The organism is Bacillus tequilensis (assembly GCF_012225885.1).
Taxonomy (GTDB): domain Bacteria; phylum Bacillota; class Bacilli; order Bacillales; family Bacillaceae; genus Bacillus; species Bacillus tequilensis.
This window is the reverse complement of the sequence record NZ_CP048852.1, coordinates 2,558,214-2,574,626: the sequence shown is the minus strand read 5'-3', so window position 1 is coordinate 2,574,626 and position 16,413 is coordinate 2,558,214. Positions and strand designations below refer to the sequence as shown.

The following is a 16,413-nucleotide window of genomic DNA, read 5'->3' as shown; positions in this document are numbered from 1 at the left end:
AGGCACAGACCAAAACAGTCTGTGCCTTCTCATTATTTCAATAAATTCAATGATTCGCGGTTAAATGCTTCCAAATCATCAGGTGTTCGGCTTGTGACAATGTTGTGGCTGACGACTACTTCTGCATCTTTGTAGTTAGCGCCGGCATTGATTAAATCTTTACGGATGCTGCGGTAGCCTGTGATATCTTTGCCTTTGAGAAGATCCGTATCAATCAGCACTTGCGGGCCGTGGCAAATTGCGAAAACAGGTTTATTGTTTTCAACAAATGCTTTCGCGAATTCACCCGGACGGTCATCGGCGCGAAGCAAATCAGGGGAGAATCCCCCAGGAATTAAAAGGGCATCAAATTCACTTGCCTCCACATCAGAGATGGCTTTGTCGATCTTTACTTTCTCACCATGCTTACCGGTTACTTCTTTGCCAGCTTCCAAATCGATAGTTGTGACACTATAGCCAGCTTCTTCGTATGCTTTTACCGGACTTGTATATTCGATATCTTCGAATTGGTCTGTAACGAGAACTGCAATTTTTTTGCTCATAAAAACCCTCCTAATCACTATCTATCCATAGAATAGCAGGAAGATGGCACGGTCTTCAAAATATTTGCTTAAAGAGCTCGTTTTTCATTCGTTTAACAGAAAAGCGGCTCAGCCTATGGAAGGAATAATCCATTTTTAAAAGGTTACAATGTGGAAATATCATTTCGGAGGACGTTCGGATATCTTCAATATTTTCCGCATCGTTACTCAAGTTACGATCTTGTCATCAAGCACCATAAGTATTGTGAAAAACCTTGTTGTTAAAAATAAGATCTAAAACTAAGGGCTCTGCGGGTTGCTTTTAAAATTTTACCAATGAACCTGAAATGTGATAGCAGCTTAAAAGAAAATAAAAAAATAGGAGGATGTAAAATGATCCTCTCTTTATATTTACCGCTGATTAGAACTGTGCCTCATGATAAGTTAATGACATAGCAAAACGCCATAAAAACTTCTTATGGCGTCTTCCGTACAGGAGGTATTTGCTCGCTTTGGATTGAAAAGCTTCAAGACTAATAAAGGAATGAAGCACCAACAATGATTAACAGAATGAATAGTACTACGATTAAAGCGAAGGTGCTGCCATAATTATTTGAGTTTCCCATATAGCTGCCTCCTTTAGTAGATTAGAAACATCTCAAGACTAATAAAGGAATGAAGCACCAACAATGATTAACAAGATGAATAGCACCACCACTAACACGAAGGAGCTGTTGTAACCATTTGACATGTTATCACCTCTTCCTTTGGAGATAGTATAAGATATGCAAAACAATAATTTTCGACATGGAGTTAAGTCTAATTAAGAAAAAATGAATATTTTGTCTAATTGTGTAATCAGAGAAATGTATAAGTATTAAAACAAACTCAAGTGTACCGTCTATGGAAAGAAAGCGATGGAACTCGCTTATGGGAGGATGATTTGCAATCGTAGTCTTTCAAAAACTAAAACTAGACGGCCTGTTTTTTAACAAGGGTCAGTTTCAATCCGCAATCTTTTTATTATTACTTTAGATTCAAAAATTTTGACAAAACAATGTATTTTCAACAATATCGCAGCCCCTTTATGTATACTGAGTCTATTATTACAATATGTAGAAGGGGGTTATAAAATGAAAATCAGTTTGAAGAAAAAAGCGGATTTCTGGAAGAAGGCAGCGATTTTATCCCTTGTTTTCACCATGTTTTTTACCCTGATGATGAGCGAAACAGTCTTTGCGGCGGGACTGAGTAAGGATCAAAAGCGCCGGGCGGAACAGCTGACAAGTATCTTTGAAAACGGCACGACGGAGATTCAATACGGGTATGTGGAGCCATTGGATGATGGAAGAGGCTATACATGCGGACGGGCAGGCTTTACTACGGCTACCGGAGATGCGTTGGAAGTTGTGGAAGTATACACAAAGGCGGTGCCGAATAACAAACTGAAAAAGTACTTGCCTGAATTGCGCCGTCTGGCCAAGGAAGAAAGCGATGATATCAGCAATCTCAAGGGATTCGCTTCTGCCTGGAAGTCGCTGGGGAACGATAAGGACTTCCGCGCTGCCCAAGACAAAGTAAATGACAGCTTGTACTATCAGCCTGCCATGAAACGATCAGATAACGCGGGACTGAAAACGGCACTGGCAAGAGCCGTGATGTACGATACAGTGATCCAGCATGGCGATGGCGATGACCCGGACTCCTTTTATGCCTTGATTAAACGCACGAACAAAAAAGCGGGCGGCTCACCTAAAGACGGAATTGATGAGAAGAAATGGTTAAATAAATTCTTAGATGTGCGATATGACGACCTGATGAATCCGGCAGATCCTGATACTCGTGATGAGTGGAGAGAATCTGTTGCGCGAGTGGACGTGCTTCGCTCTATCGCCAAGGAGAACAATTATCATCTAAACGGACCGATTCATGTTCGTTCAAACGAATACGGTAACTTCGTAATCAAATAAGCGGGGAGTGAAAAGAAACCGCTGCAGATGAACTAATCTAAAAGATACCAAGGATCTGGTATCTTTTTTTGTTTGCAGTAAAAAAGTATTCCATTTTCTCTATCATGATTAGGTCATGCGCAGATACCTTAAAAGATCTTAAGGTGTATGTCCGATTCGGTTTTTGGGAAGACCGCTGCTCCAAACCTCAACATGTTTGAAGCAGACAGTATAGGAAAGAAGCTGGATGATGTAAAGGGAGGCTTATTGCAGATTCCCCCTTCACATCATTTGGTAGTTGCGATGTGTATAAACTGCTCCGTTCATAATACGCCGTGCGGTACGGACGATCTTTATCCCAGAGGGCTCTAACATTGTTTCGATGATACCAGAAGAATGAGCTAGCCGAACCTTTGCAGAATGGATTTTTGCTAGTCTTGCAGGGATTGCACCTTCCAATGAAAGGGCTGTCGTCGTACATATCGCCCCAGTGACAGCCAGTGCTTGATGAGGCTTTTGCATGGACATCATCCTGATGTGTAAGTCCATCTCAACGTTTGAATGCCATACACCTGTACTATCCTTATATTTCTCTGGTTTTGATACTATAGCTAGTTTAGGGACAGCTGGTGATAACTTCGTAGCAGAAAATCGGCTGGCGAAGCCGCATTTCTCTGCAGCAATGGATCTTAATTCTTCAAATTGAGCCAGCTGCAGATCAGTAAATTCTTCTGCAAGTTCCGTTCCATTCAGGCCGATACTGCTTGCTTCCACAAAAACTAATGGATTTGCGTAGTCAATAATAGACACCTCTATTGGGCCTTGACTTGTATCTAAAAACTCCGAACGATTTCCAGTAGGCAATAATTGACCGGTAACCGAACCAGCAGCATCATGAAAGTTTAAATAGATTGGAGATCCAGATCCAGGCACTCCGGATATCGTAACGTCTCCGTCATACTTGACCTGACCGTCTTCCACCTCCACTTCCGCAATTATCATTTTATTCGTATTGGTATTCAGTATCCTTACCGCAGTCATTGGTTCAGTCGCTTTTACAAGTCCTTCTTCTATAGCAAATGGACCGACGGCGGCGGAGATATTTCCGCAGTTCCCCTTAAAGTCCACTTTTTCTTCCGAAATGCTGACCTGACCGAAAGTGTAGTAAACATCAATATCCGAAGGATCTGCTTTCTTTATTATTGCCACTTTACTAGTCAGGGAATTACCGCCACCCAAACCATCTATTTGTCTTTTATCAGGACTTCCCATGACATCAAGCAAAAAGGGCTCCCACTCGTTTTTATTGTGAGGCATGGCTGATTCATGGAAAAAAACGCCCTTGCTTGTTCCGCCTCTCATGATTGTTACATTCGTCTTAACCATCGTCATCATCCTCATCTTAAAGGTAGTATTTTATGTTTTTTAGTGTAGAAGGTAAAAAGGTGAAAATAAAATATAAATTTTCTTAATATTCAATATAAAAACTTTTATAATTGTGAAGAAGGGATGGAAAGGAAGATAAAAATGGATGAAAAAGATTGGGTTTTATTGAAAATTCTTCACGAAGAACAAAATGTAACAAAAACAGCAGAACGATTATTTACGTCACAACCTTCCATAACGTATCGATTGAATAAGATTGAAGAGATTTTCAACATTAAATTATTCACCAAAAGGCATAAAGGAATTACCTTTACTGCGGAAGGAGAACACTTAGTTACTTATGCAAAAAGAATGTTACAGGAACTCCAAGATACCAAGGATAATATCTCGAATCTAAGCAAAGAGGTGCAAGGGCATCTAAGGCTGGGGGTTTCAAGCAATTTCGCCCAATATAAGCTCCCTAAGTTACTAAGGGAATTTTCCATTATGTATCCTAAAGTCCAATATAGTGTGCAAACAGGCTGGAGCACAGATGTCATGAAATTATTAGATACTGGCATTGTACAAGTCGGTATACTGAGAGGAAGCCATCGCTGGAAAGGAGAGAAGGAGCGGCTGACACGGGAAAAAATACATATCATCTCAAAACAGCCAATAACGATAGATCAACTTCCTTTTTTGCCTTTTATAAAATATAAAACGGATGCTTCTTTAAAAACGATTATTGATGATTGGATGCATACGAATCTAAAACAAGCCCCCATTATTGCAATGGAAGTGGATCGACAAGAGACTTGCAAAGAGATGGTAAAGCATGGTCTTGGCTACGCCATAGCACCAGAAATTTGTCTGCGGGAATCTGATCATTTGTACACAATGGACCTATATAATGCTAAGGGTAAGCCGCTAATGAGAGATACTTGGCTAATGTACGATCAAAAATCATTGGGAATCAAAATCGTTAAAGCATTCATTGAGTTCTTAAAGGACGAACAAATCGTAACCATTTAATATGATGATAGAATTTTTTTTGCAACACAGTAAAAAAATATTTATTTAACTTATTACACCGTATAGGATATGCTAATCAAAATCCATTTGAAAGCGCATTCGCGGAGGTGTAATATGCTTACTATTTTAGGTTTTTCGATGGTAACAGTTTTTACAATATTAATAATGACAAAGAAAGTCTCGCCTATTGTTGCCTTGACCATCACGCCTATTGTTTTTGCTCTTATTGGAGGTTTTGGTAAGGATATTGGTGACATGATTTTAGATGGAATACAAACAGTTGCAAGTTCAGCGGCATTGCTATTGTTTGCCATTCTTTTTTTCGGAATTTTAATAGATACAGGTTTATTTGATCCACTAATAGAAAAAATCTTATCTATAGTAAAGGGCGATCCTGTAAAAATAGCGATAGGTTCTGCCGTCTTGGCAATGCTTATCGCTTTAGATGGAGACGGTACAACTACCTATATGATAACAGTCTCAGCAATGTTGCCTTTATATAAAAGAATTGGTATGAATCCCATGGTTATGGCGACATTAGCTATGCTGTCGTTGAGTATCATTAGCGGAATGACTCCATGGGGCGGACCAGCTACAAGAGCTGTTTCAGTGCTGGGTTTGGATCCTTCAGATTTCTTTGTGCCATTACTTCCGACCATGCTTGGAGGAATGGCATGTGTAATCTTTCTGGCCTTTTTAATGGGTAGGAAAGAAAGGAATCGAATAGGCATAGTGAAATTAGAGCATGGAAAAATAACAGAGGACAGCTCTCAATCTTATATGGCTGCTGCCTTGGATAGCGAGCAATTGAAAAGGCCGCGCCTCATATATCTTAATTTATTCCTCGTTATAAGTATCATGGTGTTTATTGTGCTTGGAACTAAGCATCCATCCGTTTTATTTTTAATTGGTTTTGTTCTTGCCCTTACTATAAATTATCCTAATGTAAACATGCAGAAGGAGCGAATCGCCGAGCATTCTGCTAATGCAATTACTGTAGTATTATTGGTATTCTCAGCCGGAGTATTTGCCGGCATATTATCCGGGACAAAGATGGTGGATGCCATAGCAGGATCATTAGTATCTATCATCCCCTCATCAATGGGTGAGTTATTCCCCGTTATTGTGGCACTCACCAGTATTCCGTTTACTTTTGTATTATCAAATGATGCGTATTACTTTGGAATGGTGCCTATCTTTGCAGAAGCTGCCTCAGCATACGGGATAGAACCAGTGGAAATTGCAAGGGCTTCAATAATGGGGCAGCCCGTTCATCTGATGAGTCCATTGGTTGCGTCAACACTGCTGTTAGTAAGCATGCTGAAAATTGACTTAGGCTCCTTTCAAAGGTTTGCCGTTAAGTCGGCTGTCATTACATCAATAGTTATTACGTTGTTAGCAATCATTACAGGGGCTATCACTATTTTGTAAAGAGACAATCGTTTAGACCGCAAGAAGAAAAGATCAAAACGGAGGAGACATGATGCGAAGCGAACAGGAAATGATGGATATATTTTTAGACTTTGCCTTGAATGACGGAAGAATCCGATTGGTCACTTTGGAAGGATCACGTACAAACAAAAATATTCCCCCTGACCCCTTCCAAGATTATGACATTTCATATTTTGTCACTGATATGGAATCTTTTAAAGAAAATGATCGGTGGCTTGAATCCTTTGGCACTCGCATTATGATGCAAAAACCCGAAGAGATGGAGCTTTTTCCTCCCGAATTAGGTAATTGGTTTTCATACATCATTCTTTTTGAGGATGGCAACAAATTAGATCTCACCCTTATTCCAATTCATGAAGCAGAAGCTTATTTTGCTGAGAGTGATGGTTTGGTTGAGGTCTTGCTTGATAAGGATACTTTCATCAAACATAAAGTGATTCCAAATGATCGTCAATATTGGATCAAAAAGCCGACGGCAAGGGAATTTGATGATTGCTGTAATGAGTTCTGGATGGTTTCGACTTACGTAGTAAAAGGATTAGCAAGAAAAGAAATCCTTTTTGCGATTGACCATGTAAATGAAATTGTCCGTCCTAATGTATTGAGAATGATGGCTTGGCATATCGCGTCGCAGCAAGGATATACATGTAGTATGGGGAAGAACTATAAATTTATGAATCGGTACCTTTCAAATAAAGAATGGGAAGAGCTAATGGCTACATATTCTGTGAATGGGTATCAAGAAATGTGGAAGTCTTTATTCAATTGCTATGCATTATTTAGAAAATATTCAAAAGCTGTATCAGAAAGTCTTGGATATCAGTATCCGGATTACGATGAAGGCATTACTAAGTATACGAAAAGAATTTATGAAACATTAAAGTGACTCCTTTTCCTTACAAACACTATCATTACAGGAATTTCATATGTAACGAAATACAATGAATCCACCACACTAGTTTGGGAGGCATATTCTATCGAATGTAAGACCTTACAGGGAGCGAAACTTTCGGTGCAGGGGCACTCGCTCATGCGTAAATAACAACACTTCAAAGGGCCGGCGGATATTTCCCTCGTTTAGAAACTATGTCAGCATATCATGAATGACATAAAAAAAACGCCATAAAAACTTCTTATGGCGTTTACCGGACAAGGAGGTGAAATTTAAAAAAGGCGGCTTTGGATGGAAATACCTAAAGACTAGTAAAGGAATGAAGCACCAACAATGATTAACAGGATGAATAACACTACAACTAACACGAAGGAGCTGTTGTAACCATTTGTCATGTTATCACCTCTTTTTCTTGGAGATAGTATAAGATATGCCAAACAATAAATTTCGACATGGATTTATGTTTAATTATGAAAAAATGAATATTTTGTCTAAAGATGTAAAAGAGAACGCATTAAAATCCGAAAGGGAAGGGCATTTGCAATGATAAGACGCAAAGGATCATGTTCGTGATAAGATCACATTCTGCTGTATCTTCTAAACATCCTTTTCAATATAGAGGTGCAGCACCGTTATTCTCAGTAACTGCTTCTATTTCAATACTCATTCTGCACTCTCCTTATTTGATCATATACACCCGCGGGTTTAAAAGCATGTTGGAGGGCGGTAATGACACTATGTCACAAATTCGTGCCCTTTATAAACATGTCGAGAGTCCTGTTCCTTTGTTCTATTTTTTGCCTAATATTTTGTTCTTTTTAACAGAATGGGGAACTATAATTGAATGATAGATTCATAAATCTACAAAAATTTTATAAGGAGGATTTTTGTGTTTCAAACCTTAGACCACTTTTTCCAATCTTGGGAGTTCGAAGCTGATGCCACACAGAAACTGCTAAATAGTCTAACTGATGAATCGCTTACACAAGAAATCACTTCACAGCATTGGACTTTAGGCCGTATTGCTTGGCATACTGTTGCGGCTATTCACATCATTACCTCAAACACAGACTTAACGTTTCAAGCTCCTGCTGAGGATTATCCTGTTCCTTCTTCAGCTCAGTTTATAGCTGACAGCTATCATGAAGCCAGTAAGGCATTTGTACAGGCATTAAAAAAACAATGGACTGACCATACCCTTCAAGAACGTATCAACTTTATTGGTCAGCAATTGCCAAATGGTTCACTTTTGATGTTTTTAATTCAGCATCAAGCTCATCATCGGGGACAAATGACTGTTCTTATGAGACAAGCAGGTTTAACTGTTCCGGGCATTTATGGTCCGGCAAAAGAGGAATGGGGAAAGTTTGGGTTGGAAGCCCCGTAATCAAACGCAAGCGATTACGACTTCTTTGATTTACTTTAAAAGGAATTCGAACTAACAAAGAAGATACAAAACGATAGTTTGTATTCTCTTTGTTTTTTCTTTTCAGAGTTTCTATGAAGAGGCATCTATGGCCACACGTTTCCTAATGAACGAAGGGAATTCAAAAAATAGCCATGCCGCATTTTGATGGCATATGATTGTATGTACGGAAGCTTAATATGAAGCAACATGAAAGTCGAGATGCAAAAGTGTTATGTCACATAATTCGACTGCCACTCAAATTGCAATCGCCTTCATGTCTATATGGTAAAATTTATGAGCGAAATCATCCCATTGTCTTGGCCGCGAAGCTTGTAGCAGGTTTAAACGAAAGCCTAATATAAGTTTTCAATCCAATCCTATACAGATGAAAAACCTCCTTAAAGACGACAATCTAAAAAATGGATAGAGAAGACACAACTTTTTTTATAGGAAAACGTCCAAAAGATGCAGGGATATCCAAATGAAATGGATTGTTGAACGGAGTTTCTTGTTGGAGGGGTTTAATATCAATAAAAACTTATTAAAAAGGGTAATGATTGTGCCAATATTATTCATCTGTTATGTTTTATTTTTACATCCTGAAGTTATACTTGAAGAGCAATGTCCTAATAAGCCTTATAGTTTCACAATCGTAAAGCACGGGACAGGGATATTCGATAAGAAAATTGTTTTAATATATTACAAGATCAACGGAAAAACAGTAGCTGTCGGAAATTTGGTGTTTTTTGAGAATTTCAGCAGAGATATAGATGTTATTTGGGATACGAATACGGATGATGGAACTTGGTGGATAGATAAAAGCGTACATTTAACCATGACTTATGCTGAAAATTTCAAGGGGGATTTAAACAAAAAAGATATTGATTTTGATTATGGTACTGTTCAATAAGAATGTAGCAGTTTGATTTAAAAGAGGAATATACACTTAAAGAACCGCCAGTCGCAGTTCTTCCTTTCCTGACAAATACCATGATTCCTGGGATGATCATAAGTGTAGCTGGTAATCAATACAGATAAGTTCTCCACTCCCTGAAATTCCAAAGAGGGTGAACAAAAAAGTTTCTATACAATGAATGAAATAGAGAAAGGACATCCTTAATAGAAATGATAGATCAGTAAAAAATAAAAGAGAGGATCTAAAGTGATCCTCTCTTTTATTTTTTAACTCTGATTTAGAAACTTTGTCCTGATTAATGAAACATAGCAAAACGCCATAAAAACTTCTTATGGCGTTTGTAGCATTACAGGAAGGTGATTCAAAAGGCTTTAGATTAACTCTGAGATTAGTAAAGGAATGTAGCACCAACAATAATCAACAGGATGAATAACACTACGATCAATACGAAGCTGCTGCCGCCTGAATATCCGCCGCCAGAGTATCCACCAGAATAGCCACCATAGAATCCCATAACGTCACCTCCTTTAGTGGAGATAGTATAAGGTATGCCAAACCATAATTTTCGACATAGATTTAAGTCTATAAAAAAAGAAATGAATATTTTGTCTAATAGCGCGACTGGGCACATCAACAAAAACTAGTAAAACAAACAGAAACTCAATGATGAGATCTAGAGGGGGATAAATGTAAAGCCGCTATTAAACGTAACAAGCAGCACTATCCGTAAATGGAAAGCAAACGGTAAGCGGGAAGAAAAATGAAAAGGAGCGCTCCTTTCATCCAGGCGCTCCAAAAGGGAACAAAAATGCAATAGGAAATAAAGGCGGTGCAGCTCCAGTCAGAATTCAACATGCTGTGACTCCCTTTATTTTGACCAGGTTACTTTTTACATCTTTGTATTCCTTCGCTTTGCTGCTGCGTTTCCGTCATAACAAAATATGACGGAAACGAACTGTTATGTGGGTTAAATGGCGGAAATGACTCGTTTAGGGTATAGAGCGATTCTTGAGGTCTAAAATTAGAAAAAGAAGTTAAGGAACGGCTAAAGGGAATTAAAGCTAACGTCGTTTATCGAATCAAACAAGGAATTTATGAGCAGGTGCTAGAGTTACATTTCGGGATGCTTCTTTCATTTCGCCATTTGACATAGATCCGAAAAAGGCAAGTCCGATTAAAACGGCGGATAAACTGATAAACAATTTAGATTTCATACATGCATTCCCCTTTCGATATTTGCTTTTGAGCATATACCATCTTCTTGAAACAGATGATACTATCCTCTATTTTTCCATTATAATCGAAAAGATTGCCTCCTAACAATGCCATCTCTTCCAGATAAGGGTATCCTTTGCCATTCTCTAATCGAGAAAAAATATTGAGGAGTTTAGGTGTATCGCCATTTCTTAAATAAAGAACGTCTAATGCTTCAAATAAGTTCATAAAAAGTTCGTCTTTAAAGGCTGCAGCACTTCTGATTCCCTTGTGGAAGCAATCCAATGCCAATTCTTTTTTGCCTTGTTTAAAATAAATCAACGCTAAATCATGATAGGCCTGCGGAAGTACGTCAGAGTTTATCTTTCTGTATTGAATCAAGGCTTGCTCAATATAACGTGCAGCCTTATTTAAGCTGTCCATTTTGTGATAGCAGTTGCCGAGATTGAAAAATGCAGTGGCATAGATGTGAGTATTTTTACTCTTAAGCAGCTCGGCACCCTGTAAAGCTTCTTGAAGGTGGGGAAGAGCTTTTTCATGATTTTCAAGGTCATCGTAGTTGCCGGCGATGACAAAATGGCACTGTATACGCCGGATAAGGTAAAGTTCATGTTTCTTATAGATATTGTATGAAAGTTCGGCGTAATGCATTGAGATATGTGTCATCTTCATATGATAATAGACTTCAGACAGTTTAAAATAAAACTCAGCCTTTTCAATCTTGTCGGAGATCGCAGGAATTTTGCGTTCAGCTTTTTTGTAATATGTAATGGCCTTTGTATATTTGCCATTTCTGAACTCATACATCCCGCGGAAGAAGTTATAATAATACGCGCGCATATTGTCTAGCTTCTTTTTATAGCCTTCGATTTTCTTTAAATATTCTGAAAGTTCCATTCGGTTTTCATCAGATGGCAACGTGTATTCCAGCATGATTTTATGGCGAAAGGCCATCAATTGATAATAAATAAGCAGATCTTGATCTTCTTCCATCACCTCTATGTCACGTTCTATTTCTGCCTTTAGCATTTCAGCATCAGTTACGTTGAACTTTTGAATATGCCTGTGCCATTCGTTAATCTTCATCCCCACTTCAGCAGATGTAATTGATATCAAGATATTCACCCTCCCCTTAACTCTACTAATAATGTAAATATTAACAAGTTTTCGTTTGCAGAAAAAGGCAATACGGCACCGCAATTAAAATTTTCGGTGAGACCGCAATAACTTTTTGGCTTCGTATTAGGAAGCTTGATTAACTGCAAAGGGTAACGAAACGAAGTTAGAGGAGTAAACCATGTGCTTGCTCCTCTTTTTCTGTTATCAGGTAGTCGTCGCGAGGTTGTAATCAAGTCGCAAATGTATTGAATTATTTGAATGCAAAAGAACCTTGCAGGGAGAACTTTCATAAAAAAATATTTTGACATTTCAGGAAAGGATATATATTCATATATGAACATGTAATCATATATCGTGTTGTTTATGTGAGTTTAGAAAGCCCAATAAAAGATAAAAAATAATAAACAGATAAAATCAAGAAGCTTTAGTTAAGGAGGAGATGTTTATGGGTCACAATCATACTGAAGGATCCAATAAAAAGGTTTTATTATTCTCTTTTATCATCATTACAGGTTATATGATAATAGAAGCTGTAGGCGGATTTTTAACAAATAGTCTGGCGCTTTTATCGGATGCAGGCCATATGCTAAGCGATTCAATCTCATTAATCGTTGCCTTGCTTGCTTTTAGAGTTGCTGAAAAAAAGGCAAGTCACAATCATACATTCGGCTATAAACGATTTGAGATTCTTGCAGCTGTGATAAACGGGGTTGCATTAATTCTTATTTCTCTTTATATCATTTATGAAGCAATCGAACGTTTCTCTCATCCGCCGGAAGTTGCTACAACCGGCATGCTTACGATTAGTATTATCGGGTTAGTTGTGAATATATTGGTCGCTTGGATTATGTTGAGAGGCGGAGACACAGAGAATAATCTGAACATAAGAGGAGCTTATTTACATGTGCTAAGCGATATGCTTGGCTCTGTAGGCGCCATTTTAGCTGCCATACTTATCATCTTCTTTGGATGGGGCTGGGCAGATCCATTAGCTAGTGTCATTGTGGCTATTCTTGTTCTAAGAAGCGGTTACAATGTAACGAAAGATGCCATTCACGTTTTAATGGAAGGAACTCCAGAACATATCGATGTCACTGACATTATTCATACAATTGAAAAGACAGAAGGAATTCAAAGCATTCATGATTTACACATATGGTCTATCACAAGCGGATTAAATGCTCTTTCTTGCCACGCTGTTGTTGACGATCAACTGGAAATTTCAGAAAGTGAAAATATTTTACGCAAAATTGAACATAAGCTTGAGCATAAAGGCATTACGCATGTAACCATTCAAATGGAAACAGTAGCGCATCATCACGACAATACGATCCTTTGCCAGGCCAAAATGAAGAAGCCGCATGACCACCATCATCATTAAATTTTTTATCTGAAGAGGTTCAGTTTTAGCAAGTCTCAAAATATCGGGACTTAATATGTATGACACTATAGGAATTGGAGTGGTCAAGCAGAAATTTCAATAGGGTAGATCTTAAGCAATCCGATCAAAAGTTTATCATTTTGAATAAAAGTCATAAGGTGTAGGAAAATTGTAAAACAAATGAATAAAAAAACTAAGCAAAATAGAGCAGTAACTCACATGTTTACTGCTCTATTTTTTGTGCGGATAAGTTTGGCTATGGTATAAAGCTGCAAAAGTATCGCGACTGTATCTCTTTCGTATTCATAAGAAGCTGCAGCCTTCTGCCGTACTTCTCATGTTAAATGTATAGTTTTTCATATGTATAAAATCCTTTGAGTAACAGAAACCTAATGAAAAAGGTTTTCTGAAAGGAGGCGTAATATGATGAAGAAAAAGAAAAAAATTGAAAACAAAACGTCCTTGATTTGGAAAATGGCGATTGCATCTGCTGTTTCTTGGGAAGCGGCAAAACTAGTGGGTTCTAACCACCCGTATTTAGCGCCTCTATCCGTTATTTTATGTTTGCAAACCACTATAGATCAGTCGATTCGATTTTCTCTTCATCGTATTGCGGGAACTGCAGTTGGAATCCTTTTAACAGCCTATCTCGTTAGTCATTTACATATCAACGGTTGGATGTTGGGTCTATTAATATTAGGCGGGACCTACATTGCAAAGTGGTTAAGATTAGATGAAACTGTTTTACATCAGGTAGCCCTCACCATTTTATTAGTATTTACGTTTGAAAGAAACTCTAAAGATTATGCACTTGATCGGATAGTCGATACGTTTATTGGAGTAATCATCGCTATTCTGGTTCATATGCTGCTTTTTCCGCCAGACTTTACAAAAAAGGCAGCGGAATCTTTTCAAACATTAGCCCAACAGCTTTCTGACATGCTTTTAGAACTTTCCAAATGGATTCAATTAGAGTGGGGGCAAGGAAAAGGGAGCATAATGGAGTATAAAACGAACAATCTCCTGCAGGAGTTGCATACGGCAAAAGAAATATTACAAACGGCCTCAAAGAGCTTAAAATTCAACCCAGTCAGTAAAAAGCATAAAATCATCCTTTCAAGATATCAAATAGAGATGCAAAAGATGAATGCAGGATATGAGTATGTATCCAATATAGTGAAAACGTTAAAAGATTGGGAAAAAGAAGGGGCTCTATCTTCAAGTGACAAACTGGAGTTGAGCAGTAATTTAAAAGTTTTAAGTGAATGTTTTGAAGATTTTAAAGGGATAGAACAAGGTGAAATAAACAATAGGAAACAGAAGGAACAGAACATGTTATTGGCATCTCTCCGTTCAAAAATGCTGTTATATCCACCGCCTAGTCATAAGGTCTATAAAGACTCTTTTTTTTTAGAAACAATGAAATTGCTGAGAAATTTATAATATTTCTTTGAAAAAAGAATATGGATATACAGATGTAGATATAACTTGGTAAAAGTGGGGAAATCAAATGGATGATATGCACAGAATTTTGGATGCAATCTCTAATTGCAAGGATGTTAAGGTTCTGGCGACCATAATTAAAGTAGAGGGGTCCGCTTATAAGAAAGAAGGGGCCTCCATGTTAATTTTAGGGGACAAAACAAGAGTCGGAATGTTATCCGCCGGTTGTCTGGAAGAAGATCTTGCTGAAAGGGCAGATCAGGTGTGGGCTGCGGGAGAGCCGTTGATTGTCCGCTTTGATATGAGCGCGGAGGACGATTTATCCTGGGGGCAGGGCGATGGCTGTAATGGTGTTTTGACGGTGTTGCTTGAGCCTGTAAAAGGAGAATTGGAACGAAATCTGATGACAGCCAAGACATGCTTAGATGAAAAAAAGTCTGTGACCCGAGTGAAACGATTCACTGAAATGTTAGAGCCAAAGGAAGATCTGTATATAGCAGAAGACGGCAGAGTGTTTGGAAGCATGGATGTTATGGAACAAGGCTGTATTCAAAAACTGAGACATAAGACGCCCCTTTACGAGACAGAAAAGGGGATCAAAAGGGATGAACATACATCTGATTTATTTTTTATCCATCAGATGGTCCCAAAACCTTGTCTATATGTCTTCGGAGCAGGAGAAGATGCGAAGCCGCTCGTTTCGTTGGCAGCTCGTGCGGGCTTTCATGTGACGGTGATTGACTGGCGTCCGGCTTTATGTCATCATGGCCATTTTCCTGAAGCCGGCCATTTGATAACAGGAGCACCGGAAGAAGTCATGGAAGGCCTGAGCATGACCAAAAGGGATTTTGTAGTCATTATGACGCACAGCTTTCAAAAAGATCAGATCATTTTACATACATTTAAAAACGAGAATGTGTTTTATAAAGGTGTATTAGGCCCCAGAAGGCGCACCGAGCGGCTATTAGGCGGAGCTGAGATCCCTGCGGATATTCATTCCCCCATTGGGCTTCCCATCGGGGCACAAGGGCCTGAGGAAATTGCTGTAAGTATTGTTGGCGAGATGATTAAAAAAATGCGAAAACAAAGGTCTGCTTCATGAAAACAGCGGCCATATACCTGGCAGCGGGTACAAGCAGACGTATGGGGACGGATAAGCGGAGTTTATTTCTCAATGGCGTCTCCCTCGGAAGTATGGCGCTTAAACATGCCCTGTTATCTGAAGTAGATCATATCTTCGTTGTAACGAGAAAGGGAGATTCACTGCATTGGCTTTCAGATTTTTTCTTTTTAAATCCCATCTCAAATAAGTGGAGCCAGGCAGAATGTGAGCAAGCGGGTAAGGGCCTGGGCCACTCTATACAATGCGGGGTAAAAAGAGTTGTAGAGTATGAGGCTGATGCCGTTATCATTCTCCTTGCAGATCAGCCGTTTGTCACCGCAGATATCATTAATACGTTAATTGATTCCTATCAAAGAGAGCGCCGCTATTCATTTATAGCTGCCGAAAATCAACATCTTCCTATGCCCCCTATATTATTCTCGAATCAATATTTTCCAGCATTGTATCAATTAAAGGGAGATCAAGGCGCTCGGCATGTCATCCGTGAAAGGATGATAAATAGGGGAAAATTAATCGACTTTCAAGACCCTTCGCTTTTTTATGACGTAGACACGGTTGAAGATTATACTTTCCTGCAGAATAAATTCGGGGAGTGAA

At 38.7% G+C, this 16,413-nt stretch carries 18 protein-coding genes and 2 pseudogenes; 12 read left to right on the top strand and 8 right to left on the bottom strand.

Going from position 1 to position 16,413, the window contains the following annotated elements:
• Window positions 1-32 precede the first annotated feature (32 nt).
• The 3 genes and pseudogenes from yraA to G4P54_RS13800 all read right to left on the bottom strand — a co-directional run.
• A complete protein-coding gene (yraA, locus tag G4P54_RS13810; RefSeq protein WP_167872954.1) occupies window positions 33-542 on the bottom strand; it encodes a cysteine protease YraA in 510 nt (169 codons plus the stop codon).
• A 512-nt stretch (window positions 543-1,054) separates the two neighbouring features.
• Window positions 1,055-1,147, bottom strand: coding sequence for a YjcZ family sporulation protein (locus G4P54_RS13805; RefSeq protein WP_024714940.1), 93 nt, complete (start codon window positions 1,145-1,147; stop codon window positions 1,055-1,057).
• 38 nt (window positions 1,148-1,185) lie between these two features.
• A pseudogene (locus tag G4P54_RS13800) lies at window positions 1,186-1,263 on the bottom strand (YjcZ family sporulation protein); the annotation flags it as partial.
• Window positions 1,264-1,654: 391 nt separating this feature from the next.
• On the opposite strand from G4P54_RS13800, the gene csn reads away from it, so the two are divergent.
• On the top strand, window positions 1,655-2,491 hold the full coding sequence (gene csn / locus G4P54_RS13795; protein ID WP_167872953.1) for a chitosanase: 837 nt from the start codon (window positions 1,655-1,657) through the stop codon (window positions 2,489-2,491).
• Between the two features lie 261 nt (window positions 2,492-2,752).
• On the opposite strand, the gene G4P54_RS13790 is transcribed toward csn, so the two are convergent.
• The gene (locus G4P54_RS13790) at window positions 2,753-3,856 is read right to left on the bottom strand and encodes a 2-methylaconitate cis-trans isomerase PrpF family protein (RefSeq protein WP_167872952.1); all 1,104 of its coding nucleotides are present in this window, start codon (window positions 3,854-3,856) and stop codon (window positions 2,753-2,755) included.
• 141 nt (window positions 3,857-3,997) lie between these two features.
• Between G4P54_RS13790 and G4P54_RS13785 the strand changes: the two genes are divergently transcribed.
• The 3 genes from G4P54_RS13785 (at window position 3,998) to aadK (ending at window position 7,205) form a co-directional block, all read left to right on the top strand.
• Window positions 3,998-4,867 carry a LysR family transcriptional regulator gene (locus G4P54_RS13785; RefSeq protein WP_167872951.1) on the top strand — a complete coding sequence of 290 codons (870 nt, stop codon included), beginning with the start codon at window positions 3,998-4,000 and terminating at the stop codon, window positions 4,865-4,867.
• A gap of 114 nt (window positions 4,868-4,981) precedes the next feature.
• Window positions 4,982-6,298: a citrate:proton symporter gene (locus tag G4P54_RS13780; protein WP_167872950.1), complete on the top strand. Its 1,317-nt coding sequence runs from the start codon at window positions 4,982-4,984 to the stop codon at window positions 6,296-6,298.
• A 52-nt stretch (window positions 6,299-6,350) separates the two neighbouring features.
• Window positions 6,351-7,205: an aminoglycoside 6-adenylyltransferase AadK gene (gene aadK, locus G4P54_RS13775; RefSeq protein ID WP_167873885.1), complete on the top strand. Its 855-nt coding sequence runs from the start codon at window positions 6,351-6,353 to the stop codon at window positions 7,203-7,205.
• 314 nt (window positions 7,206-7,519) lie between these two features.
• On the opposite strand, the gene G4P54_RS13770 is transcribed toward aadK, so the two are convergent.
• Entirely contained in the window at window positions 7,520-7,606 is an 87-nt protein-coding gene (locus tag G4P54_RS13770) for a YjcZ family sporulation protein (protein WP_081719797.1), read from the bottom strand.
• Between the two features lie 494 nt (window positions 7,607-8,100).
• Between G4P54_RS13770 and G4P54_RS13765 the strand changes: the two genes are divergently transcribed.
• On the top strand, window positions 8,101-8,598 hold the full coding sequence (locus G4P54_RS13765) for a DinB family protein (RefSeq protein WP_167872949.1): 498 nt from the start codon (window positions 8,101-8,103) through the stop codon (window positions 8,596-8,598).
• A 502-nt stretch (window positions 8,599-9,100) separates the two neighbouring features.
• Window positions 9,101-9,529: a hypothetical protein gene (locus tag G4P54_RS13760; RefSeq protein ID WP_032682096.1), complete on the top strand. Its 429-nt coding sequence runs from the start codon at window positions 9,101-9,103 to the stop codon at window positions 9,527-9,529.
• Window positions 9,530-9,923: 394 nt separating this feature from the next.
• Here the strand turns inward: G4P54_RS13760 and G4P54_RS13755 are convergent, their stop codons facing one another.
• Window positions 9,924-10,049: a YjcZ family sporulation protein gene (locus G4P54_RS13755; RefSeq protein WP_024714949.1), complete on the bottom strand. Its 126-nt coding sequence runs from the start codon at window positions 10,047-10,049 to the stop codon at window positions 9,924-9,926.
• Between the two features lie 169 nt (window positions 10,050-10,218).
• On the opposite strand from G4P54_RS13755, the gene G4P54_RS21665 reads away from it, so the two are divergent.
• Window positions 10,219-10,299, top strand: coding sequence for a phage terminase small subunit-related protein (locus G4P54_RS21665; protein ID WP_420809528.1), 81 nt, complete (start codon window positions 10,219-10,221; stop codon window positions 10,297-10,299).
• Window positions 10,300-10,614: 315 nt separating this feature from the next.
• Here the strand turns inward: G4P54_RS21665 and G4P54_RS13750 are convergent, their stop codons facing one another.
• On the bottom strand, window positions 10,615-10,749 hold the full coding sequence (locus G4P54_RS13750) for a hypothetical protein (protein WP_167872948.1): 135 nt from the start codon (window positions 10,747-10,749) through the stop codon (window positions 10,615-10,617).
• Window positions 10,739-11,866 carry a response regulator aspartate phosphatase RapE gene (gene rapE / locus G4P54_RS13745; protein ID WP_024714951.1) on the bottom strand — a complete coding sequence of 376 codons (1,128 nt, stop codon included), beginning with the start codon at window positions 11,864-11,866 and terminating at the stop codon, window positions 10,739-10,741. Before rapE ends, G4P54_RS13750 begins: the two co-directional genes overlap by 11 nt.
• A gap of 448 nt (window positions 11,867-12,314) precedes the next feature.
• Here rapE and G4P54_RS13740 point away from each other — a divergent pair, with 448 nt between their 5' ends.
• The 5 genes and pseudogenes from G4P54_RS13740 to G4P54_RS13725 all read left to right on the top strand — a co-directional run bounded on the left by G4P54_RS13740 (window position 12,315) and on the right by G4P54_RS13725 (window position 16,412).
• Entirely contained in the window at window positions 12,315-13,250 is a 936-nt protein-coding gene (locus G4P54_RS13740) for a cation diffusion facilitator family transporter (RefSeq protein ID WP_167872947.1), read from the top strand.
• A gap of 55 nt (window positions 13,251-13,305) precedes the next feature.
• Window positions 13,306-13,411 (top strand): annotated as a pseudogene (locus G4P54_RS21660) (oxidoreductase); the annotation flags it as partial.
• Between the two features lie 265 nt (window positions 13,412-13,676).
• Window positions 13,677-14,693: an FUSC family protein gene (locus G4P54_RS13735; RefSeq protein WP_167873884.1), complete on the top strand. Its 1,017-nt coding sequence runs from the start codon at window positions 13,677-13,679 to the stop codon at window positions 14,691-14,693.
• A gap of 67 nt (window positions 14,694-14,760) precedes the next feature.
• Window positions 14,761-15,795: an XdhC family protein gene (locus G4P54_RS13730; protein ID WP_167872946.1), complete on the top strand. Its 1,035-nt coding sequence runs from the start codon at window positions 14,761-14,763 to the stop codon at window positions 15,793-15,795.
• On the top strand, window positions 15,792-16,412 hold the full coding sequence (locus G4P54_RS13725) for a nucleotidyltransferase family protein (protein ID WP_167872945.1): 621 nt from the start codon (window positions 15,792-15,794) through the stop codon (window positions 16,410-16,412). Before G4P54_RS13730 ends, G4P54_RS13725 begins: the two co-directional genes overlap by 4 nt.
• Window position 16,413: the final 1 nt, after the last annotated feature.